This window comes from Bacillus sp. JJ864, assembly GCF_036963045.1.
In the GTDB taxonomy this organism is placed as follows: Bacteria; Bacillota; Bacilli; order Bacillales; family Bacillaceae_G; genus Bacillus_A; species Bacillus_A pseudomycoides_C.
Genome location: NZ_JBALLY010000073.1, coordinates 19,312 through 40,452, shown reverse-complemented (window position 1 = coordinate 40,452; position 21,141 = coordinate 19,312). Strand labels below are relative to the sequence as shown.

Here is a 21,141-nt window from a genome sequence, read left to right as displayed (position 1 = left end):
GTAAAAGCCCGATTGGTTCAACTAATAATCAGTGGGGATAAAGAAAACCTCCCACTGATTAAAGTTTCACTTTATGTCGTTTTTTAACTTGTAGATATAAATATGAAAGGATTGATATTTTATTATGACCTTAAAATTAGAGCATATCTTTTTCATAGGTGGATTACTTTTACTTTCTCTCGGAATCAATATGATGACGACCATTACTTCATTTGGCCTTAGCCCATATGATTCCCTTTTCATTGCTTTATATCAAAACTTTGGTTTAAGCATCGGCTCTTGGATGTTTATTGTTAATTTGATTTTTACTCTTATCGTACTGTTTATGAATCGAAAGCGCATTACAATTGGTACAATTGTAACGATGGTGCTAATCTCTGTTTTTGTTGATCTGATTGGCTCAGTTACAATTATAATGGATGGCATTCGAGCTCTTCCAAATTATATAACACTCATATTCGGAAATGTATCTGTCGGCGCAGGTATTGGTATCTATGTTTCATCACAGCTTGGGACTGCGCCGCAAGAAGCATTTGTGTTAACAATCTCGGAAAAAACAAAGTGGTCCTTTCAAAGAACAGAAATTTCTCTAGCTTGTTTATTTCTAACTGCTAGTTTCATACTAGATGGTCCTATTTATTTCGGCACCATTATTCTCTCTTTTACAACAGGCTGGCTCATTCAAGCATTTATTCAAGTTGGCACAAAAGTATTACAAAGTTGTCGTACGCAAGAAGCCCATTGAAAGTTATATACTTTCAATGGGCTTTTGTTGTTCAGATATAATATGAACCCCTTCGTTTACAACTTGAAGCGTTTCTACCACGCAATGGCCGAAAAGCGATTGCAGCCATATCTTTACTTCTTCAGCACTTCCTTTTTTCACATAACAAAGCACTGTTGGGCCAGCACCGCTTAAAGAAACACCATATAAATGTTCATGGTCTAATTCTTGAAGCTTTTGTAATTCCGGTACGAGCTCTTTCCGGTACGGTTCATGAAACACATCCTGTTTCATCATTTCTCCAGCAAGCACCCAGTCCTCTTTACATAAAGCTGCGACAAGTACATTGGCAACACCGCTGCCGCGAATACCATCCATATACGGTAACGTACTCGGAAGCACATCTCTCGAATGAACTGTTTTTAGTTCATAGGAAGGAATAACCGCTACAAGTTCTATATCATACATAGGCTGTGACAAAAATGAAATATCTTTTCCATCATATGTTCCTATCATAAGTCCGCCATATAAGGCTGCTCCAACATTATCAATATGTCCTTCCATTTCCGTTGCGATCAACAGCTTCTCTCTTCTAGATAGATGTAATTCGCAAAGCTGATTAGCAAGTTCAATTCCCGCAATAATTGCCGAAGCACTGCTTCCAAGTCCGCGCGCTAATGGAATATCACTGTCTAGATGAAGATGACAATAGGGAAGCTCCTTATTATAACGGGCAGCTACCCTACGCGCCGTCTGAATGAGTAAATTATTCTCACCTTTTGGAATCCCTTGAAGAATTGTTGTTTTCGCTGTGCACTCCCAGCTAGAATGTGAAAATACATCTACCGTTAAATATTTGCTTACTGCAAGACCAATTGAATCAAAACCTGGCCCAAGATTTGCTGTACTAGCCGGCACACGAATTGTAAACATAGGAGCCGCCTTCATCGAAGGACAGCTCCTTGAATATGTTCAAACACAACCTTTTCATCATTTGGCAACACAAGCGGTTGAATTTTTTTCGTATCAATCGCAATATCGGGGTCCTTTAAACCGTTTCCTGTTAAAACAGCGACGATGCTGCTTCCTTTTGCTATTTCTCCTGTTTGTACTTGCTTGTAAATCCCGGCAAGCGATGCACAAGAAGCAGGCTCCGCAAAAATCCCTTCATACTTAGCAAGCCATTCATATGCCTGAAGAAGTTCTGCATCTGTTACCTCATCGATTTTTCCATTTGAATCATGAGCAGCAGCGACGGCTTTATCCCAGCTTGCGGGGTTCCCGATACGTATTGCAGTCGCAACTGTTTCCGGTTCCTCAATTTTATATCCGCGCACAATCGCCGCCGATCCTTCTGCTTCAAAGCCGCGCATCTCTGGTAAACCTGTGCCGCGCTTTTCGTTATACTCCTTAAAGCCTTTCCAATACGCTGTAATATTCCCCGCATTTCCAACCGGAATGGCTAAAATATCAGGCGCTTTTCCAAGTGCATCACAAACTTCAAATGCGGCCGTTTTTTGGCCTTCAATGCGATATGGATTCACTGAATTTACAAGCGTAATCGGTGATGAATCGCTAAGCTTTCGTACCATTTGCAGGGCATGGTCAAAGTTTCCATCAATACTAATAATTTCAGCTCCGTACATGACTGCCTGCGCTAACTTGCCATAGGCGATTTTTCTATTTGGAATCATAACAATACAAGATAAACCTGCGCGCGCTGCATAAGCAGCTGCCGACGCAGATGTATTTCCTGTTGAAGCGCAAATAACCGTTTTGCTGCCAGCTTCCTTTGCCTTTGCTACAGCCATAACCATCCCGCGGTCTTTAAAAGAACCCGTCGGATTTGCACCTTCTACTTTCGCATAAACAGAAACACCCCATTTTTCAGAAAGATTTTCTAATAAAATAAGCGGTGTATTTCCTTCTGATAGTGAAAGCGATGGTGTTTGCTCAGTAATCGGTAAGTATTCTTTATAAGCAGCAAGTAATCCGTTCCACATTAGCGAGCATCTCCTTCAATACGGTAGTTTGCTTTCACACAATCTACTTCTTCATACGTCTCTAGTGTTTCGAGAATGTATGTATAATCTGCAAGAGATGCGCGGTGTGTAACAATAACGATTTCTGCTGCTCCTTTCTTTTGTAATGGCATTTGAATAATCTTTTCAAAGCTTACGCCGCGTTCAGAGAATAGCGATGTAATTTTCGCAAACACACCTACTTCATCCTTCACGTGAAGGCGTAAAAACTTCTTCACATAAATTTCTTCTTCTGCTTTTAATACTTTCTCATATTGCGGCGTTACTGCGCTATTTCCTGTTACACCAAGGCGTACATTTTTCATAACCGCCACTAAATCAGATACAACAGCTGTTGCTGTTGGCAAACTTCCCGCACCTGGTCCGTAAAACATTGTTTCTCCTACCGCTTCGCCATATACATATACTGCATTATATTCGTTTTGAACAGCTGCAAGCGGGTGTGTATTTGGTAACAATGTTGGTTCTACTGTTACCTCTAATTTTTCACCATCACGCTTCGCTACGCCAATTAACTTAATTGTATAGCCTAGACTCTTACTATACGCAATGTCCTCCTCTGTAATAGATGTAATTCCTTTTACATTCACATCATGAAGTTCTACATTTGTAGAAAATCCAAGTGTTGCTAAGATTGTCATCTTTCGTGCCGCATCTAACCCTTCAACATCTGATGTTGGGTCTGCTTCTGCAAATCCAAGCTGCTGCGCTTCATTTAACACGTCGTCATACGCTCTCCCTTCGTCAGACATTTTTGTCAAAATAAAATTCGTTGTTCCGTTCACAATACCCATCATTTTCGTAATCCGATCAGAAGAAAGACCTTCTACAATGCTTCGTAGAATCGGAATACCACCTGCTACACTCGCTTCATAAAATAAATCCGCTTGATTTTCTTTTGCTACAGTAAGAAGCTCTGCACCGTGAAGTGCCATTAAATCTTTATTCGCTGTAACTACTTGCTTACCGTTTTGAAGTGATTGTAAAATATATGCTTTTGCGTCTTCTATACCGCCCATCACTTCAATTACAACATCAACATCTGGATTATCTATAATTTCATCTGGATTTTTCGTTAATAATGCAGGGGTTACTTGGACCTCACGTTCTTTTTCTAAGTTTTGTACTAATACTTTTGCTACTTTGACAGGACAACCGATTTGGTGTGCTAAACGATCTTGATGATCTTCAATAATGCGCACCACACCGCTTCCTACAGTTCCGAGACCTAATAGGCCAACTTGAATTTCGTTCATAGTACTGTCCACCCCTCTAAAAATTGTATTTAGGTGCCATTATATAAGGTACAACTACAAAAAACAATATTTTTAGAACATTCCGAATAATAAAGGCCGTTCTTTGCAAAGAAAACGCTACCACGTGTTATACGCAACTTCCTTTACAACATATAAGGAGTTTCCTGATACACATAGTAATTCAACCAATTCGAGAATAGTAAATTTCCGTGACTACGCCACTTTACTACTGAATTTTCCAAAGGATTGTCATGTTTAAAATAGTTTTTCGGAATAGCAATATCCAATCCTCTTTGCTGATCGCGCTCATATTCTTGCTTTAACGTCTCACAGCTGTATTCACTATGACCAAGAACGAAAATATGCTTTCCATCTTTACTCATAACGAGATGAACACCGGCTTCTTCAGATGTCGCTAGCACATCGAGCTCCTGTACGCTTTGAATATCAGATCCCCGTACTTCTGTATGACGAGAATGCGGTGCAAAAAAGCTTTCATCAAAACCGCGTAATAATTTCACATGCTCCTGCTGCACTTCATGCTCAAACACACCAAACATCTTTTGCTCTAGCGGATATTTCGGAACGCCGTAATGATAATACAATCCTGCTTGCGCCCCCCAGCAAATATGAAGCGTTGATGTAACATGTGTATTCGAATACTCCATAATTCGCTTCAGTTCTTCCCAATAATCTACCTCTTCGAAAGGAAGTGTTTCAACCGGAGCACCAGTAATGATGAGCCCGTCAAATTTTTCTCCTTCAATATCACGAAATGTTTTATAAAAGCTTGTTAAATGCTCCTGCGTTACATTTTTTGCTGTATGAGATTCCATATGAAGTAAATGGACATCGAGTTGAAGCGGTGTATTTCCAATTAAACGAAGCAACTGCGTTTCTGTTTCTTGTTTTGTTGGCATTAAATTTAAAATAGCAATCTTCAAAGCACGAATATCTTGTGTTTCTGCTCGTTCTTTCGTCATCACAAAAATATTTTCATTTTGCAATACTTTACGAGCTGGTAAATCTTTAGCAACGATGATCGGCATACTGTTTTCCTCCAGAAAGTGCTGCCCCTAAATCAGCAATAATATCCGCCTCATCTTCAATACCAACCGATAACCGAATTAAATCAGGCGTTACACCTGCCAAACGCTGTTGTTCTTCTGTAAGCTGACGATGTGTTGTGCTTGCAGGATGAATGACACAAGTTCTTGCATCTGCAACATGCGTCACCAATGCGGCAAGCTTCACATTTTCAATAAACTGTTTAGCAGATTCAAGACCTCCTTTTACGCCAAATGTTAAAACACCACTCGCACCTTTCGGTAAATATTTTTGTGCCAATGCATAATTTTCATTATTTTGAAGTCCAGGATAATTGACCCACTCAACGCGTTCATGCTCGGATAACCACTGTGCAACAGCTAATGCATTTTGGCTATGACGCTCCATACGAAGATGCAGCGTTTCTAAGCCAATATTGCTTACGTACGCATTGAATGGACTCATACAGTTTCCATAGTCCCTTAATAACTGTACACGTGCTTTCACAATGTATGCCGCTTGCCCGAACTTTTCCACATAACTTACACCATGATAGCTTGGATCTGGTTCAACAAATTCAGGAAATTTACTCCAATCGAAATTCCCTCCATCAATTACAATGCCGCCTAGTGAACTTGCATGACCATCGATATATTTCGTTGTAGAATGAACAACAATGTTTGCACCATGTTCAAATGCATGACATAAATACGGCGTCGCTAATGTATTATCCACAATAAACGGTACTCCAAGCTCTTTTGCCGCATCAGAAAACTCTTTAAAATTCAGTACATTCATCGCTGGATTCCCAAGCGATTCCGCATACACAAGCTTTGTTTTCTCATTTGCGAGGGCAACAATTTCATCAGCAGATAAGTTTGGATGAAAGAACGTGACCTCAATCCCAAGCTTCTTAAGACTAACTGCAAATAAATTAAATGTACCGCCGTATACGGTTGATGAGCAGAGCAAGTGATCACCACTGCCACAAATATTTAATATCGCTAGCATAATTGCAGCTTGCCCTGATGCCGTTGCAACCGCACCAACGCCGCCTTCTAACTCTGTGAGCTTTTGCTCAAAAGCCGCCAGCGTCGGGTTTCCAATACGCGTATAAATATATCCTTCTGCCTCCAAATTAAAGAGGGCTGCTAAATCATCAGAAGTATCGTATTTATACGTCGTGCTTTGATAAAGTGGCAAAACACGCGGCTCACCATTTTTCGGCGTATAGCCACCTTGCACACAAATCGTTCCTTTCCCCCATGAATCTCCCATTTCTCAATCTCCTTTCTTTTATAAAAAATAAAAAACTGCTTCTTTCCTAAATAAGAAAGAAGCAGTTTAGACAAACGCTCGCCATGTAGCCTTTCTTATCTTTCAGGAAATACCTGCAGGATTTAGCACAATTCCGATTTACGGCTGTTGCCAAGGTTTCATAGGGCCCGTTCCCTCCACCTATTCTTGATAAGACATATGCAATTACCGATGATTCTATAGAAATTATTTCCTCATGTCAATATATTTTCTGAATGTTCTTAAAATATTTTATTATTCCCCATCATTTCCACTACCGGTCTTTACTGAATAAAGAATATTCTGTAAAATTTAAAGTGTGAATGACAACTCATTCATAAACCAATAGGAGGCGATACATACATGAAGGTCGGGGAAATGTTAACTTTTGAAAAATCATTTACAAGGGAAGATGTAGAGCTATTTAGTAAAATTTCCGGTGATGCCGGTGAACATCATGTTGTTCCAGATGAACATGGACGCGTAATGGTACAAGGATTACTCGTTGCAACATTACCTACGAAAATTGGCGGCGATTTAAATTTTATCGCAAGAGATGTAGAACTTACTTTCTTACGCCCAGTCTTTACCGGAGATACAGTTCGATGTGAAGTCACACTGATTCATCATGAAAAACAAGATGATCGAATCGTCGCTGTTTCAAAGGCAGAATGCTTTAATCAAAATGGGAAAAAAGTGTTGGAAGGATCTTTTCTAGGGATTATTCGGCAATAATAAATGAAACCTCCATCAGTGGGGGGATGCCTCATCCCTCACTGATAGAAAACCTGCTCCGCTTATCTTTTTTACTTCTCTCTAAACCGTGAAATGAGGTTTTATCACCTACCACTTTCCAGATACACAAATAGCATATACACACGAATTTATTATATGAATAGAATGAAATAAGGATTTGAATTTGAAAAAATACAGGAAATGTTCTATTTTAAAATAAAAAATACATTTAAAAAACATTACTTACTATGTAAAATGAAAGAGTTATATATAAATCCAAGTTGACTTTTTAACATCTAAGTCACTGCTATGCAGAACAAAACATGGCCGCTACTTGCTGTCTATCTTTGTTTTAAACTTTGCACGTGGCAGGAAAAGGAACTGACCGCCTCTATGCATCGCCAGTTACTCTCGTTTCCTCCCCTAAAAAATTGGTTTTTATGTCATTTTTTCAATTTGTATTTATATATTTCATTCATTATGGTAACCATGAAAATGATATTTTTCACAACGCTACTTATACAAATGTTTCCACATCACTTATTATAAAGTGATATTTTTTCTTTATGGGGATTAAAAACTTAACTTAATAGCTATATTGCTGCGCTCCTACACATTTTTTATATGAATTTCAAATAAAATTCATATAAACCATTTAATATTAAACACTATAGGTAATTCTCCATCTTTTATATAAATTACTCTTCAGTAAGTTTTTTATAAAAAATGTAAAAAAGAGCAGTCATAACATATATAAGCATAATTATTCTCGTATCAGAATCTCTAAATTTGTCATGACACCATATAACATAAAGGAGGCATAAAAAATGACGATTAGAAGAGGCATGCATTCTTTACTTATCATGTATGGTATGTTTCTAGGTGCTATAGTTGGTGCTACAGTCTGGTTATTTTTAGTTACCACAAATGCTGGAATTCAGTTTATTTGGGGATATTTACCGAAAGAATTTTCATTACCACCGTATTACACAATTTTTGTAACAACAATTGGTGGTATTCTTGTTGGACTATCGCAAAAGTACTTTGGTACATGCCCGCGTTTAATGCCAGAGGTAATGGGTGAATATAAGAAAACAGGTAGAATTGAGTATAGTTTTGTACATAAATCTACATTAACGGCTATTATTGTTTTAATATTTGGTGCAAGTTTAGGGCCGGAAGCAGCACTTGTTGGAATTATCGGTGGACTTTGCACATGGGTTGGAGATCGTTTCCATTTTGCTTTAAAAGGCATGAAGGGATTAACTGAAATTGGAATTGGTGCTACTTTAAGTGTTATTTTTAATGCACCATTATTCGGTTATTTAGCTCCAAGTGAAAATGAGAATAAACCAATTGACGAGATTTCCAGGGCAAAAAAAACCATTGTATATCTTGCTACTACTTTTGCTGGTTTTTCTGTTTATTTATTGCTTAGTAAGTTTGATAATCGAGGATCTTTTATTGTTGATTTTGGGAAAGGGTCTTTCTCACTCCATGAATGTCTTGCCTTCTTACCTCTAATTTGTATAGGAGCTGGTGTAGGCTATTTTTATTTCAAGGTAGAACATATACTGGAAAAAATCGTTCATCCTTTTCAAGAATATAAAGTAACGTTAGGAGTTATAGGCGGCATTCTTTTAGGAATTGCAGGAACTTTACTGCCCTATACAATGTTTTCAGGAGAACATCAATTAAAAGACTTAGTCCATGAGTGGACAGAATTATCATTTTGGATGCTGATTCTTTCAGGAGTTTTAAAGTTATGTGTAACGGCAGTTTGTTTAAGTACAGGTTGGCGTGGCGGACATATTTTCCCAATTGTATTTGCTGGCGCAAGTATTGGATATGCTGTGGCTACTGTCATCCCATTAGATCCAGTTGCTTGTGTAGCCATTGTCACTACAGCCATTTCAAGCTATGCGGTACGAAAACCGCTCGCAATTACATTATTATTACTTATGTTCTTCCCAATTAATTTATTGTTACCAATGATTGGGGCTGCAATGATAGGTAATCTATTTCCACTTCCTAATCATGATGAGAATAAACAAGAGGGATTAGTATAAAGATAAAGATGATAAAATCAAGAAAACCTTCCATTAGTGGGAGGTTTTCTTGTTCAGCATTAACATAAACACACTTATCACAAATACAAAAACTGGCTTTTTGCCAACGAAACCTTAAATATAACTAACTCTATTCCTTTTTATTTTCAACTTCTACACTTTTCTCTAAATCAGCAAGCCAATAAAGATCACTATAATTTTCTTTTTGACCAATATCTTGTAACTTATTATTACTATATAAAAGTGACTCGTGACCCAGCATATACTAAAACTATGTATTTTTCTCCATCACGTGTAAGCGATCGTATAAAAACAGGTAGTAAAGAAGTTAAATTTAATAGTACAGCTGTTGTTGGTAATGGTCCTATAGACTTACAAGGCAGAGATTCATCAGTTATCACTGCAGATTTAACACAAGATACTTCAATACCTAAAGGTGCCATTGTTAAGCGTATTACAACAAAAGGTAATCAATCACCAAGTTAAGGTAATGTTACTCATAAAATAATGTCTAATCAAAATCAAGTATGGCATACAGTAGTAGGTAATTTTAAAATTTTATTACAAGATAATCTAGAAGTTGCACAAGTATGGAACCTTAAATATCATGTATTGTCGCCAGTAGGATCTACAATGAAAAATGTTACAGCTAATATCGATTATGAATATGACGAAACAAAAAGCTTTAAATAATTAACAAAAAAAACCTTTACTAAAAAATAAGTAAAGGTTTTTTTTGTTTAGACATACTTTTAAGTCTGTCCTCACTTTTTATTCCACGGTTCCATTGACTACGAGCCTCTATCCCTTCAAACTCAAGGGATTTTCGCGGCATAAACTTCAGAATTCATTAAATATATCAATGCTGCACACTTATTTTCTTCTACTTATGTTATGCAATTATGCATATTTCATAATAATATTTAAAAGTATATTCACTATATCAATCTATTAACATATAATTCTTTAGTCGAATTAATATTAACCAATAATGGAGAAATAAGGTGAATTATGAAAAAAATCTTAATGACAGTATTGCTATTTTCATTAATTTTAATTGGATTTAGCATACCCAAAAATGCATCTGCTGCTACAGAAGAAAATGATGCAGGTGTAGGAAAGATAGCTGAAAAAACATCACAGGAAGCATCGGTTAAAACAGGTACGTATGTAGCGGATAATTATGACTTTAAAGTAGATAAATTAAACGCTACAGACTTTAACGTTATGATGAAGAACAAAAAAACTGGAGAAGATATTCTGCTTGAATCGTATAAAAATATGACAGGTTATTACGCTGCAACGGGGTTACAAAACATGAAGTTTTATCCCTTAGAGTGGTTAAGTAATGAAGATTATGCATATGTGTTCACTTATGCATATGCCCATTATTCTCATGCTCCAACTATATATATTGTTAACTTAAAAACAAATCAAGTTACTCCTTTTTACTTAACTGGATCAAAATGGGATGGAACTGACTTTGAAAACCCTATGAGATTAATACAGTCCAATGAGGAGCTACGGGGAGATGAATTTACCTCTAATTACCTAGAGGATTTTGTGGCAGGAAGAAATATACAAAGGTTTGATGATGAAATTCTCTTCCGAGTAAATGATAAGCTACGCTATTCAACCTCAGCAAGTTATGCAAAACTGGACTTTAAACGTTTAACAGCTACTCAATATAATAGTCATCTCGTTGATAAACATGGCTTTGTAGATCGATTGTCAAGTAATTTAAGTCATTATAAGGATGCTGATGGAAACTACATATTGGTAGAACAGAGTAAATTCGATAATAAGATGGAATTATCAGCCAAAAAGGTTCGGACAACTGGCAAATGGGTTAAACTTACAACTGCAGAAATAGAAGCAATAAAAAATACTCCAGAGTGGCAGAATTGTATAAACTCTTTCAATTCCTATGCACCACCTACAGGGGATTGGAATTTCGACCCTAGCAGCTTAGAAGAACCTAAAAAACCAGAAGAACCCAAAAAACCAGAAGAACCCAAAAAACCAGAAGAACCCAAAGAACCAGAAGAACCTAAAAAACCAGAAGAACCCAAAAAACCAGAAGAACCAGAAGAACCAAAAGAACCAAAAGAACCAAAAGAACCAAAAGAAAATGACGCACGTGTAGGAAAAGTTGAAATCACAGGTATTTTAGCGAACAACAAAGCTGAATATATTAACTATGGTGAAGGTTATAAATATCGAGTATATAGTGCTGGAAGAGTTGGCCTTACTACTTTTAAAGGAATAGCTTACGATTCGGAAGGAAACAAAGCTCCTGCTGGAACAACATTCTATATCTTTTTTGATGCAATTAAACCATTTGCAATGGAAATTAAATGTGTTGTAGGAGAAAACGGTCAATTTGAGGGAACTGCTTCCTTACCACCAGCTCCTGGTTGGAAACATGCTAAAGTTGGGAAACCATTCATCCATTCTTATGATATTGTGGAGCTCTATTATTACAACGAACCAGGAAGAAAAAATTATATTCCTGCCAATCCTCTAGTAACTGTTTATCATTTCGCATATTCACTTTAATAAAATACTGATTAGTAAAAAAGGCAAAGCATCATAAATATTCTTTGCCTTTTTTATATTACTAGCTGCAATCATATGTTTCATTTCTTGAAATTCACGCATAACAGTTATAACTACTTTATTTTGATCACTAACCTGTTGTTTTTCTAATTCTCTAGAATAAGTTACTAAATTTTGTTGAGTTTCTAATAAATTAGTTAGTTTTACTATTTGCTCACTTTGATTCTGTATTTGTTTTTGTTGTAAATCAACTGTACTTTTTAACTCTTTCAATATGGTTTCTAACTCATTAGAATCAGTCATAATTGTATACAACATAATTTAAAACATGGTTGAAGTGGCTGAAAAACTCTTAGCGTGGGGGCCAAGATACTGGCGATACCTCTAATTATGTTATTGACGCCACTCTCCACCAAATCGCTTTCCTTTTCTATCCTGCTTGCAAAACATGATAAGTATTATTAGATGTATTCAACGTTTCTGCAATTTCTTTCAATATAACTAATTCACTTGTACGATTTCCTTGAAACATAAGGTGTCCCCCACATACAATATTTTCATTTCTGATTGTACCAAATTCAGCCACTTCTAAAACATACGAGTAACTTTTTCGCTTTGTACTTCCTCATAACATTGATATAATAATTAAAAATGTATTTTTCATTCTATCACCCGAGGGGGCTTTTACAATGTCATTAAATAAAGCACTTACAATTGCTGGATCTGATACAAGCGGCGGCGCTGGTATGCAAGCAGACTTAAAAACATTCCAAGAGCTTGGTGTATACGGTATGACAGCTCTGACAACAATCGTAACGATGGACCCGCATAACGGTTGGGCACATAACGTGTTCCCAATTCCAGCGTCTACATTAAAACCACAATTAGAAACAGCCATTGAAGGCGTTGGTGTTGATGCATTAAAAACAGGTATGCTGGGCTCTGTTGAAATTATCGAGCTTGTTGCTGAAACAATTGAGAAGCATAATCTCAAAAACGTAGTAATAGACCCAGTTATGGTATGCAAAGGCGCAGATGAAGCGCTTCATCCAGAAACAAATGACTGCCTGCGTGACAAACTCGTTCCAAAAGCTCTAATTGTAACACCAAACTTATTTGAAGCGTATCAACTGAGCGGTGTTAAAATTAACTCGCTTGAAGATATGAAGCAAGCTGCTGAAAAAATCCATGCTTTAGGAGCAAAGTATGTACTGATTAAAGGCGGCAGCAAACTAGGAACTGAAAAAGCAATTGATTTATTATACGATGGGGAAACCTTTGATATTTTAGAATCTGAAAAAATTGAAACAACATATACACATGGCGCAGGTTGTACATACGCTGCTGCAATTACTGCAGAACTAGCAAAAGGAAAATCTGTAAAAGAAGCAGTTCAAGTAGCAAAAGAATTTATTACAGCTGCCATTCTTCATTCATTCAAATTAAATGAATATGTAGGACCAACACATCACGGTGCATATCGTAAATTTGGTGCTAGAAAAGAACTTGTATAAAAAATAAAGTCGTCATTAGTGACGACTTTATTTTTTATGAGACACGATTTCTACCATTTCGTTTAGAAGAATACAATGCATCATCTGCAAGTTGAATAAACTCTTGTGGTGAATCTTTATAAATGGAAGTACCTACTGAAATCGTGATATGTATACAACTATTATTTTGCAATCGAAACACATGCTTCTCTACATCTGTCCGAATTTTTTCCCCTATATCTACAGCGAACTGTAATGTTGAATTTGGTAACAATAAAGCAAATTCTTCCCCACCTTTTCGGAACACTAAATGTGGAAATGGAGAACTATTCTTCAAAATTGTTCCTACTTGCTGTAAAACTTCATCACCGGCAGGATGTCCATGCTTATCATTCACATGCTTGAAATGATCAATATCTACTAACAATAAACAGAGCGATCTGTCATCGCTTTTCTTATCTTCAATATGTCTATTCAATTCTGTATCAAACTTACGAACATTCCCGAGCCCTGTTAATGCATCTATCGTTGCTTGCTGTTTCATTACATGAAACAACTCGTTTGATTGCAAAACATAATATGCGCTTAAGAAAGTAATATATCCTATCGTGATGCCAATAAGTAAGTATAGGTTTAATACAAAAACATCTTGGAAAACAAAATAAATCGCAATCGATGAAATTGTTAAGCAATAAACATGTAACCATACCCATTTTTTCAACCTCGGAATGCGCAATGTTGAAATAAGAGCACATCCTATACCCGTTAGTACAAGAACATATACAGATGGAACCATTGAATAATCTGTAAACAACAAACGTGCAATTAAGAGAATGCTAGCGGATAGTAAACTTGCAATAGGCCCACCAATAATAGCAGCTAATATAACCGCAAGATATCGTAAATCTAACATTACATCCTCAATTTGAACACCAAACTTTATAAGCAGGGAACCTAAAGCACCCGTTGCAATACCAACAAAACATTTCACTTCAAATGATAATGGCTCTTTCAATGAAATATTTTTAAAAAGTTGACCTCCAACAAAAATAAAGGAAAGAATAATAGTTGTATTAATAAATAGATCGTCTAGCATAAACATATACCTGGCCTTTCTACAACCTAACCTTTACAAAAAAAATCGTCCCTTTCCTACTTATTATTGTATATTATATCCCTATAACTCCCAAACATTTTTTCTAGATGTTTCACGTGAAACTTTTAAACAAAAAAAGAGCGAAATCCCGCCCTTTTTTCACTATAACCTCGCTAACAACATCTCGAAACTTTACCGCCCTTTGCATTAAATCTTGCTTCTTGCGCTTCAGCAAAAAATTGCTTTCGAGATAATACTTGCTCATTTGGATGGTGTTGTTTCATATGCGCAACATACTTTTCATAACTTGGTACACCAACAAGCAAACTAATAAATTGTTTTCGATATTTCCATATGCTAATTACCGTTTTAAGCATAATGTTGTGCCTCACTTTCATCACGCGGAACATACGCTGCTTCTTTTAAAGGCGTTGCTTTATTATTCAATACTTGTATCCATATTCTAATAGACGATATCAATACCGCGATTACAACAAGCATAAAAATTCCACAAAGCGCTGCATCAATATAATCATTAAGAATAATTTGTTTCATCTGTGCTACGTTTTTCGCTGGTGCTAATAGCTTCCCTTTATCTAGTGCACTTTGGAACACTTTTGCATGAGAAAGGAATCCAATCTTCGGATTTTCATGAAATAACTTTTGATAGCCCGCTGTCATCGTAACAATCAGTAACCACGTTGTCGGAACGAGCGTCACCCAGACGTATGCCTTTTTTCCCATTTTAAACAACACAGTCGTTCCAAGTAATAATGCAATCCCAGCTAACATTTGATTTGCAATTCCAAAGAGCGGCCATAATGTATTAATACCGCCAAGCGGATCAATTACCCCTTGGTATAAGAAATATCCCCATCCTAGTACACAAAGTGTTGTTGCAATAATATTAGAAAGTATTGAATCTGTTTTTGCAAATGGTTTATAAACGTGCCCTAAAATATCTTGAATCATAAACCGACCAACACGCGTTCCTGCATCAATCGTTGTTAAGATAAAGAGAGCTTCAAATAAAATGGCGAAGTGATACCAAAATGCCATTAATGCTTTTCCGCCAATTACTTGAGAGAAAATCTGAGCCATCCCAATTGCGAACGATGGTGCCCCGCCTGTACGAGATAATATCGTTTGTTCTCCGACGTTTACAGCCAGTTCCTTCAACTCATTTGGCGTCACAGTAAAACCCCAAGAACTAATTACTTGTGCTGCCTGTGTTACATCCGTTCCAATAACTGCTGGCGGACTATTTATTGCAAAGTATGTACCTGGTGTTAGTACACAAGCTGCAATCATTGCCATTGCTGCGACGAATGATTCCATCAGCATAGCACCGTAACCAATCGGCTGTGCATGTCCTTCTCGCTCTATCATTTTTGGAGTTGTACCAGAAGAAACAAGCGCATGGAAACCAGATACAGCTCCGCAAGCAATTGTAATAAATAAAAATGGGAATAAATTCCCTGCAAATACCGGACCCGTTCCATCAATAAATTTTGAAACTGCCGGCATTTGTAAATTTGGCGCAACAATTATGATGCCGATCGCTAAACCAACAATTGTTCCAATCTTTAAAAACGTACTTAAATAATCACGCGGTGCAAGTAATAACCAAACAGGCAATGCAGAAGCGATAAATCCATAAATGACTAGCATAATAGCAATTGTTTCACCTTTAAATGTAAACAAAGTCGCAAGCACTGGATTTTCCGCTACATATTGACCTGCTACAATTGATAAAAGAAGTAAAATAATACCGATAACTGAACCTTCTCCAACATGACCTGGGCGAATGTAACGCATATATACACCCATTAAAATAGCAATTGGAATGGTTGCTGCAATTGTAAACATTCCCCATGGACTTCCTACAAGTGCTTTTACCACAACAAGAGCTAATACCGCTAATAAAATAATCATAATGCCCAAAATACCAATCATTGCAATAAAACCTGTTATAGGACCAATCTCTGCTTTAATCATTTCACCAAGTGATTTTCCGTTGCGACGCATAGATGCAAACAGAATCACGAAGTCTTGAACAGCTCCGGCTAACACAACGCCAACAATAATCCAAAGTGTTCCTGGTAAATATCCCATCTGTGCAGCTAAAATAGGACCAACTAACGGACCAGCTCCAGCAATTGCAGCAAAATGGTGTCCGAATAAAACCCATTTATTGGTCGGAACATAATCTTTTCCATCATTTAGAAGCTCTGCTGGTGTTTTTCGATTATCATCCAATTCAAACACTTTTCTAGCAATAAATTTACTATAAAACCGATACGCAACGGCATAGACAGAAACAGCAGCAACAAGTAACCAAACCGCGTTAATTGTTTCACCGCGAGATAACGCTAGCACAGCAAAACCCGCTGCTCCTAAAGCCGCAATCACACCCCAAAGTAAAATAGATTTCCATACTTTCAAACATAATCCCCTCCTAATGTTATATCTTAGAGGGAATTGTACTAAATTTTCAGAATAGCTAGAAACAACATTCCTTATGATGAGTGTTTCCTAATGTATCATGTCCAAATTCTTCCACGAACTGCTACAACTCAATTTTATTTCGGAGTCGTTTTACATAATTTCGGCTAACAGGAATTGACTGATTATCATACTTTTCTAAATATAAATTATACGTCCCATTATAATAAGGCTTTAATTCTCTCACATAAATAACATTAATAAGATAACTTTTATGCACACGCAAAAAATCATATGCCGCTAGTTTACCTTCTAATTCTTGTAATGTATATGTGGAAATATATTGATTATTATTTGTATAAATAGAAACGGTTTTATTTTCTTTATTCTTGCTTATGTATACAATATCATCTGGAAGAATATATGTAATTCCTTCATGACTCTCGATTGGAAGCTTTTGCAATCGATTCTTTATTTGTTTTATTTTTTCTTGCTCAATACTATGCAGTAAAAATTGCAAATCTTCCTGCTCAAATGGTTGCAACAAATAATAGAAAGCACTGAAACGAAATGATATAATAGCGTCTTTTATATCATTCCCTGTGAATATAAATTTTGTGCTTAATGTTAATTGGCGCAGCAATCCTGCGACTTCAAATCCTGTTCCGTCTGGTAAATATATATCTAGAAAAATAAAATCTGGCGTATGCTTTTTCGCTAGTTGCAGTGATTCCATTCCCGTTTTTGCTTCAAAGCATTCCAAATTATTTACATGTTCTGTGAAAAAATCTATTAATTGACCCCTGTTTTCTTCTCTTTCATTTACAATTAAAATTTTCATGTCTGCCCAACCACCTAATCCTTTTGTCCATACGCCTCGTTGTATACATTCGCTTTTTTAGAAATAATCCCTTTTTACAAGCCATTTTTCTATCAAATATATCATACTTTTGTCAGAAAACAATGAAAAAGGAAGCTATACACAGCTTCCTTTTTCATTATACTAATTCTCGTTGTTTTGTTTCCTGACCAAGCACAAGGACAGCAAGAACACCAATTATAATGGCCGTACAAAAGATTGTAAAAATATAAGAGAGCGAAGCATGCGTGGCTACAAGATAACCAACTAATAACGGTCCTAAAATACCCCCGATGCGTCCAAATGCTGCTGCCATCCCAGCTCCTGTACCACGAATAACGGTTGGATACTGCTCTGGTGTATACGCATATAATGCTCCCCAAGCTCCTAAATTAAAGAATGAAAGCAACATACCTGCAATCATTAGCGTGATCACTGAATCTGCCGCTCCAAAGAAATATGCACTACATGCCGTTCCAAATAAGTATGTGATTAACACAAACTTCCGGCCAAGACGTTCAATAAACCAAGCGGCTGTAAAATAACCGGGAAGCTGTGCAAATGTCATAATCAACACATATTGAAAACTTTTAATTAAACTAAATCCTTTTAGCACTAATACACTTGGAAGCCAAAGAAACATTCCATAATAGGAAAACACAACACAAAACCATAAAATCCAAAGCATAATCGTCGCTCGTCTGTACTCTCCTGACCAAACGGCCTTTATGTTTGTAAATACAGATTGCTTTTGTTCTACTTTTTGAAATTGCGGTGAATCAGGTAAACTCCATCGTAAATATAATGCATAAAAAGCTGGAATTGCACTTAAAACCATCGCTGTTTGCCAACCGTATGTTGGAATAATAAAATATGAGATGAGAGCAGCAATTAACCAACCACCAGCCCAAAAGCTTTCTAATAAAACGACGATTTTACCACGTTCATGCGCCGCAACACTTTCAGATACAAGTGTTGATGCAACAGGCAACTCTCCTCCAAGACCCATTCCAATACAAAAACGGAAGATAAGAAATACAGTTAATGTTGTTGATAAAGCACTTAACCCGCTTCCAACAGAAAATAATAATAATGTAATAATAAAAACAGATTTTCGGCCGATTTTATCTGCTAATATCCCAAATATGAGCGCTCCAACTGCCATTCCGATGGAGTTAATACTACCGATCCAGCCCATCTGTTGTGCACTAAGCTGCCATTCTTTTTGCAAAGCAGCAATAATAAATGAAAGAATCCCAACATCCATTGCATCAAATAGCCAACCAAGCCCAGCAATTCCGAGAAGCTTTCGATTTGAGATTTCTTTAATTTTTCCCACTACAGGCCCTCCTCAATACAGGTGTCTTTACATCATATTTTACATATGTATATCATATAAGTAAAACAATTTATATGTAAACATAATCATTGCTCATATGATTCTTATCATTTCCACAAAAAAACGCCTCATACATAGAATGAATAGCCGAATGCCCCTGTAAAAAGGCGCTCCTACAAATAGCTGTTTAAAAAAGAAAAAGCAGCGATATTTCGCTACTTTTTCGACCGAACAACCTCTTTTAAAAATTCAACTAATACAAGTTGACGACGCCAGCGCGTTGGATTACTGCACAAACGGTAAAACCACTCTAAATGAATAGCTTGAATCCATCTCGGAGCACGTTTTACTTCTCCAGCCCAAACATCAAAGCTACCACCAACACCAACAGCTACTTTTGTATGTAAACGATGTTTATTATTTTGAATAAAGTTTTCCTGTCTCGGAAATCCAAGTGCAACCAGTAAGATGTCCGGCTTCACTTCTTGAATACGTTTGATAATTTCTTCTTCTTTCTCTTGTTTAAAATATCCATCTTGTGTTCCAACAATAGATACAGCTGAATATCTTTCTGTTAAAGTTTGAGCAGCTCTTTCGATAACGTGCGGCTTTGCTCCAAGTAAAAAGACAGATACAGCTTTCTTTTCTTGTGATAATGTTTCAAACAAATTACACATTAAATCAAAACCTGCCACACGTTCTTTTAACGGTGTTCCTAGCATACCGCTTGCCTTTACAACACCAATCCCGTCTGGTGTAATAAGATCTACCTGAAGAAGCGTTTGATGAAACGCAGCATCCTTTTTGGCACACATCACAATTTCAGGATTGGCTGTTACAACTTGAAACGTATTCTCTTGTTTCTTTTCCAGCTGCTGCATTACATAACGAACTGTTTCTTCCATTGTCATCGTTGAGAAGGGCACGCCTAAAATATCAACTGTTTGCACTGCCATATTTACAATCCTCTCTATTTCAAATATCTTTTTCCACTACTAATTATTCTAACATCTTACTTTTACATACTCGTTACTGCCAGACAAAACCTTCTCATACGCTTCATACGTATTTTCATATAAATTCCGTAACGAAAAATGAGAAGACGCATGGGTATACAAACGCTCACCCATCTCTACTAATTCACCATTTTTCCACTTTTCATATGCCTCTTCTAACGCACGAGTAAGCGCCGTCGCATCACCAATTGGAATAATCCAGCCATATGCGCCATCAACAATAAGTTGTGACATATCACCAACATCTGTAGCAATGGAGGTTAAACGTTGATTCGCCCCTTCTAATAAAACAAGGGGGAAACTTTCACTATACGATGTTAATAAATTTATATGCGCTGCGGCATATAAATTCTTTGCATCTTCACGATGTCCTAAAAATAGAACTTTATCTTCTAATCCTTTTTGTTTCACTGTTTCTTTTAACTCATTCTCAATCGGTCCATCACCAAGTAACAGCACTTTAATTTTAGGAATTGTTGTGTTTTGCAACGCTTCAAATAATATTTCATGCCCTTTAACAGGATGTAAACGGGCTACTTGAATCGCTGTAAATACATCTTCTTGTATATCAAAATTCTCTTTTAAATTATAAGGCTTTGCTGGCGTACGATCATATTCAATTCCGTTATAAACTGTACAAATTTTCTCTTCTGGTACACCTAGTGTTACCGTATTCATCTTAAAACGTTCTGTAATAGCAAAAAATAAATCAACTTTCTGAAACGAACGTAAATTTAACTTTGTAAAAATCCAACCTTTTAAACCACGCTTCATAAAATCCAGCGTTGGATCACTGTGAACAGTTGTAACCCATTTGGCATTTATCTTTCTTCTTAATAAAGAAAGATAAAAGTTAGCTCTTGCCCCGTGTGTATGAACAATATCAAAACCTTCTTTATTAATAAAAGAACGTATTTTTGAAAGAATAGATATATCATAACGAGATGATTGTGAAAAAACGTGTACTTTTATCCCTAATGCTCTCGCCTCGCTTGCTATCGCTCCTTCTTCAAATACCGCTAATTCTACTACATCCTTTGGGAATTGCGACAAAAGTGAAATAATATGCGTTTTTCCGCCGCCTGTTTCTGCTCCAGCATTCATATGTAGCACTTTCATCTTTTTTCCTCCATTAAATATATTTTCTCATTTTTACTATATAAAT

19 protein-coding genes, 1 pseudogene and 1 riboswitch are annotated in these 21,141 nt (G+C 36.6%); of the genes and pseudogenes, 6 read left to right on the top strand and 14 right to left on the bottom strand.

Annotation, left to right across the window (positions count from 1 at the left end):
* Positions 1-124 precede the first annotated feature (124 nt).
* Positions 125-745, top strand: a complete 621-nt coding sequence (locus V7024_RS12620) for a YczE/YyaS/YitT family protein (RefSeq protein WP_335520363.1) — start codon at positions 125-127, stop codon at positions 743-745.
* 3 nt (positions 746-748) lie between these two features.
* Here the strand turns inward: V7024_RS12620 and thrB are convergent, their stop codons facing one another.
* The 5 genes from thrB to V7024_RS12595 form a co-directional block, all read right to left on the bottom strand.
* On the bottom strand, positions 749-1,672 hold the full coding sequence (thrB, locus tag V7024_RS12615) for a homoserine kinase (RefSeq protein ID WP_335520360.1): 924 nt from the start codon (positions 1,670-1,672) through the stop codon (positions 749-751).
* The gene (gene thrC / locus V7024_RS12610) at positions 1,669-2,727 is read right to left on the bottom strand and encodes a threonine synthase (protein ID WP_335520359.1); all 1,059 of its coding nucleotides are present in this window, start codon (positions 2,725-2,727) and stop codon (positions 1,669-1,671) included. Before thrC ends, thrB begins: the two co-directional genes overlap by 4 nt.
* Entirely contained in the window at positions 2,727-4,022 is a 1,296-nt protein-coding gene (locus V7024_RS12605; RefSeq protein WP_335520357.1) for a homoserine dehydrogenase, read from the bottom strand. The genes thrC and V7024_RS12605 overlap by 1 nt, the downstream gene beginning before the upstream one ends.
* Positions 4,023-4,165: 143 nt before the next feature.
* Positions 4,166-5,071, bottom strand: coding sequence for a homoserine O-acetyltransferase MetA (metA, locus tag V7024_RS12600; RefSeq protein WP_335520354.1), 906 nt, complete (start codon positions 5,069-5,071; stop codon positions 4,166-4,168).
* On the bottom strand, positions 5,052-6,347 hold the full coding sequence (locus V7024_RS12595; protein ID WP_335520351.1) for a bifunctional O-acetylhomoserine aminocarboxypropyltransferase/cysteine synthase: 1,296 nt from the start codon (positions 6,345-6,347) through the stop codon (positions 5,052-5,054). The genes metA and V7024_RS12595 overlap by 20 nt, the downstream gene beginning before the upstream one ends.
* 92 nt (positions 6,348-6,439) lie before the next feature.
* A riboswitch (SAM riboswitch) is annotated at positions 6,440-6,543 on the bottom strand.
* Between the two features lie 185 nt (positions 6,544-6,728).
* On the opposite strand from V7024_RS12595, the gene V7024_RS12590 reads away from it, so the two are divergent.
* The 4 genes from V7024_RS12590 (at position 6,729) to V7024_RS12575 (ending at position 11,728) form a co-directional block, all read left to right on the top strand.
* Positions 6,729-7,100: an enoyl-CoA hydratase gene (locus V7024_RS12590; RefSeq protein ID WP_335520348.1), complete on the top strand. Its 372-nt coding sequence runs from the start codon at positions 6,729-6,731 to the stop codon at positions 7,098-7,100.
* An 827-nt stretch (positions 7,101-7,927) separates the two neighbouring features.
* A complete protein-coding gene (locus V7024_RS12585) occupies positions 7,928-9,169 on the top strand; it encodes a chloride channel protein (protein ID WP_335520346.1) in 1,242 nt (413 codons plus the stop codon).
* Positions 9,170-9,442: 273 nt separating this feature from the next.
* Positions 9,443-9,655: a hypothetical protein gene (locus V7024_RS12580; RefSeq protein ID WP_335520344.1), complete on the top strand. Its 213-nt coding sequence runs from the start codon at positions 9,443-9,445 to the stop codon at positions 9,653-9,655.
* Between the two features lie 525 nt (positions 9,656-10,180).
* Positions 10,181-11,728 carry a hypothetical protein gene (locus tag V7024_RS12575; protein WP_335520341.1) on the top strand — a complete coding sequence of 516 codons (1,548 nt, stop codon included), beginning with the start codon at positions 10,181-10,183 and terminating at the stop codon, positions 11,726-11,728.
* Here the strand turns inward: V7024_RS12575 and V7024_RS12570 are convergent.
* Together V7024_RS12570 and V7024_RS24440 are read right to left on the bottom strand one after the other, a co-directional pair.
* Positions 11,720-12,031 (bottom strand): hypothetical protein, encoded by a 312-nt coding sequence (locus tag V7024_RS12570; RefSeq protein ID WP_335520336.1) that lies wholly within the window; start codon positions 12,029-12,031, stop codon positions 11,720-11,722. The two genes, V7024_RS12575 and V7024_RS12570, sit on opposite strands and share 9 nt — an antisense overlap.
* A 133-nt stretch (positions 12,032-12,164) precedes the next feature.
* Positions 12,165-12,260 (bottom strand): annotated as a pseudogene (locus V7024_RS24440) (GAF domain-containing protein); the annotation flags it as partial.
* A gap of 157 nt (positions 12,261-12,417) precedes the next feature.
* Between V7024_RS24440 and pdxK the strand changes: the two are divergent.
* Entirely contained in the window at positions 12,418-13,242 is an 825-nt protein-coding gene (pdxK, locus tag V7024_RS12565; protein ID WP_335520334.1) for a pyridoxine/pyridoxal/pyridoxamine kinase, read from the top strand.
* Positions 13,243-13,276: 34 nt separating this feature from the next.
* On the opposite strand, the gene V7024_RS12560 is transcribed toward pdxK, so the two are convergent.
* From V7024_RS12560 to V7024_RS12530, 7 genes are all read right to left on the bottom strand, one after another.
* Positions 13,277-14,317, bottom strand: coding sequence for a GGDEF domain-containing protein (locus V7024_RS12560; protein WP_335520366.1), 1,041 nt, complete (start codon positions 14,315-14,317; stop codon positions 13,277-13,279).
* A gap of 173 nt (positions 14,318-14,490) precedes the next feature.
* Positions 14,491-14,694 carry a YbdD/YjiX family protein gene (locus V7024_RS12555; protein WP_335520331.1) on the bottom strand — a complete coding sequence of 68 codons (204 nt, stop codon included), beginning with the start codon at positions 14,692-14,694 and terminating at the stop codon, positions 14,491-14,493.
* Positions 14,687-16,762 carry a carbon starvation CstA family protein gene (locus V7024_RS12550; RefSeq protein ID WP_335520328.1) on the bottom strand — a complete coding sequence of 692 codons (2,076 nt, stop codon included), beginning with the start codon at positions 16,760-16,762 and terminating at the stop codon, positions 14,687-14,689. The genes V7024_RS12555 and V7024_RS12550 overlap by 8 nt, the downstream gene beginning before the upstream one ends.
* A gap of 124 nt (positions 16,763-16,886) precedes the next feature.
* Complete coding sequence (locus V7024_RS12545; protein ID WP_335520326.1) at positions 16,887-17,603, bottom strand: LytR/AlgR family response regulator transcription factor; 717 nt, start codon at positions 17,601-17,603, stop codon at positions 16,887-16,889.
* 157 nt (positions 17,604-17,760) lie between these two features.
* Positions 17,761-18,960, bottom strand: a complete 1,200-nt coding sequence (locus V7024_RS12540; RefSeq protein ID WP_335520324.1) for an MFS transporter — start codon at positions 18,958-18,960, stop codon at positions 17,761-17,763.
* A 215-nt stretch (positions 18,961-19,175) separates the two neighbouring features.
* Positions 19,176-19,916, bottom strand: coding sequence for a WecB/TagA/CpsF family glycosyltransferase (locus tag V7024_RS12535; RefSeq protein ID WP_335520321.1), 741 nt, complete (start codon positions 19,914-19,916; stop codon positions 19,176-19,178).
* A gap of 48 nt (positions 19,917-19,964) precedes the next feature.
* A complete protein-coding gene (locus tag V7024_RS12530) occupies positions 19,965-21,095 on the bottom strand; it encodes a glycosyltransferase family 4 protein (protein ID WP_335520318.1) in 1,131 nt (376 codons plus the stop codon).
* Positions 21,096-21,141 lie beyond the last annotated feature (46 nt).

What these genes read in the sequence shown, in the direction of transcription:
- V7024_RS12555 (WP_335520331.1), bottom strand. Translation starts at nt 14,694, where the DNA reads ATGCTTAAAACGGTAATTAGCATATGGAAATATCGAAAACAATTTATT.
- V7024_RS12545 (WP_335520326.1), bottom strand. Translation starts at nt 17,603, where the DNA reads ATGAAAATTTTAATTGTAAATGAAAGAGAAGAAAACAGGGGTCAATTA.
- pdxK (WP_335520334.1), top strand. Translation starts at nt 12,418, where the DNA reads ATGTCATTAAATAAAGCACTTACAATTGCTGGATCTGATACAAGCGGC.
- V7024_RS12585 (WP_335520346.1), top strand. Translation starts at nt 7,928, where the DNA reads ATGACGATTAGAAGAGGCATGCATTCTTTACTTATCATGTATGGTATG.
- V7024_RS12575 (WP_335520341.1), top strand. Translation starts at nt 10,181, where the DNA reads ATGAAAAAAATCTTAATGACAGTATTGCTATTTTCATTAATTTTAATT.
- V7024_RS12580 (WP_335520344.1), top strand. Translation starts at nt 9,443, where the DNA reads ATGTATTTTTCTCCATCACGTGTAAGCGATCGTATAAAAACAGGTAGT.
- V7024_RS12595 (WP_335520351.1), bottom strand. Translation starts at nt 6,347, where the DNA reads ATGGGAGATTCATGGGGGAAAGGAACGATTTGTGTGCAAGGTGGCTAT.
- V7024_RS12535 (WP_335520321.1), bottom strand. Translation starts at nt 19,916, where the DNA reads ATGGCAGTGCAAACAGTTGATATTTTAGGCGTGCCCTTCTCAACGATG.
- thrB (WP_335520360.1), bottom strand. Translation starts at nt 1,672, where the DNA reads ATGAAGGCGGCTCCTATGTTTACAATTCGTGTGCCGGCTAGTACAGCA.
- V7024_RS12530 (WP_335520318.1), bottom strand. Translation starts at nt 21,095, where the DNA reads ATGAAAGTGCTACATATGAATGCTGGAGCAGAAACAGGCGGCGGAAAA.
- V7024_RS12620 (WP_335520363.1), top strand. Translation starts at nt 125, where the DNA reads ATGACCTTAAAATTAGAGCATATCTTTTTCATAGGTGGATTACTTTTA.
- V7024_RS12590 (WP_335520348.1), top strand. Translation starts at nt 6,729, where the DNA reads ATGAAGGTCGGGGAAATGTTAACTTTTGAAAAATCATTTACAAGGGAA.
- V7024_RS12560 (WP_335520366.1), bottom strand. Translation starts at nt 14,317, where the DNA reads ATGCTAGACGATCTATTTATTAATACAACTATTATTCTTTCCTTTATT.
- metA (WP_335520354.1), bottom strand. Translation starts at nt 5,071, where the DNA reads ATGCCGATCATCGTTGCTAAAGATTTACCAGCTCGTAAAGTATTGCAA.
- thrC (WP_335520359.1), bottom strand. Translation starts at nt 2,727, where the DNA reads ATGTGGAACGGATTACTTGCTGCTTATAAAGAATACTTACCGATTACT.
- V7024_RS12570 (WP_335520336.1), bottom strand. Translation starts at nt 12,031, where the DNA reads ATGACTGATTCTAATGAGTTAGAAACCATATTGAAAGAGTTAAAAAGT.
- V7024_RS12605 (WP_335520357.1), bottom strand. Translation starts at nt 4,022, where the DNA reads ATGAACGAAATTCAAGTTGGCCTATTAGGTCTCGGAACTGTAGGAAGC.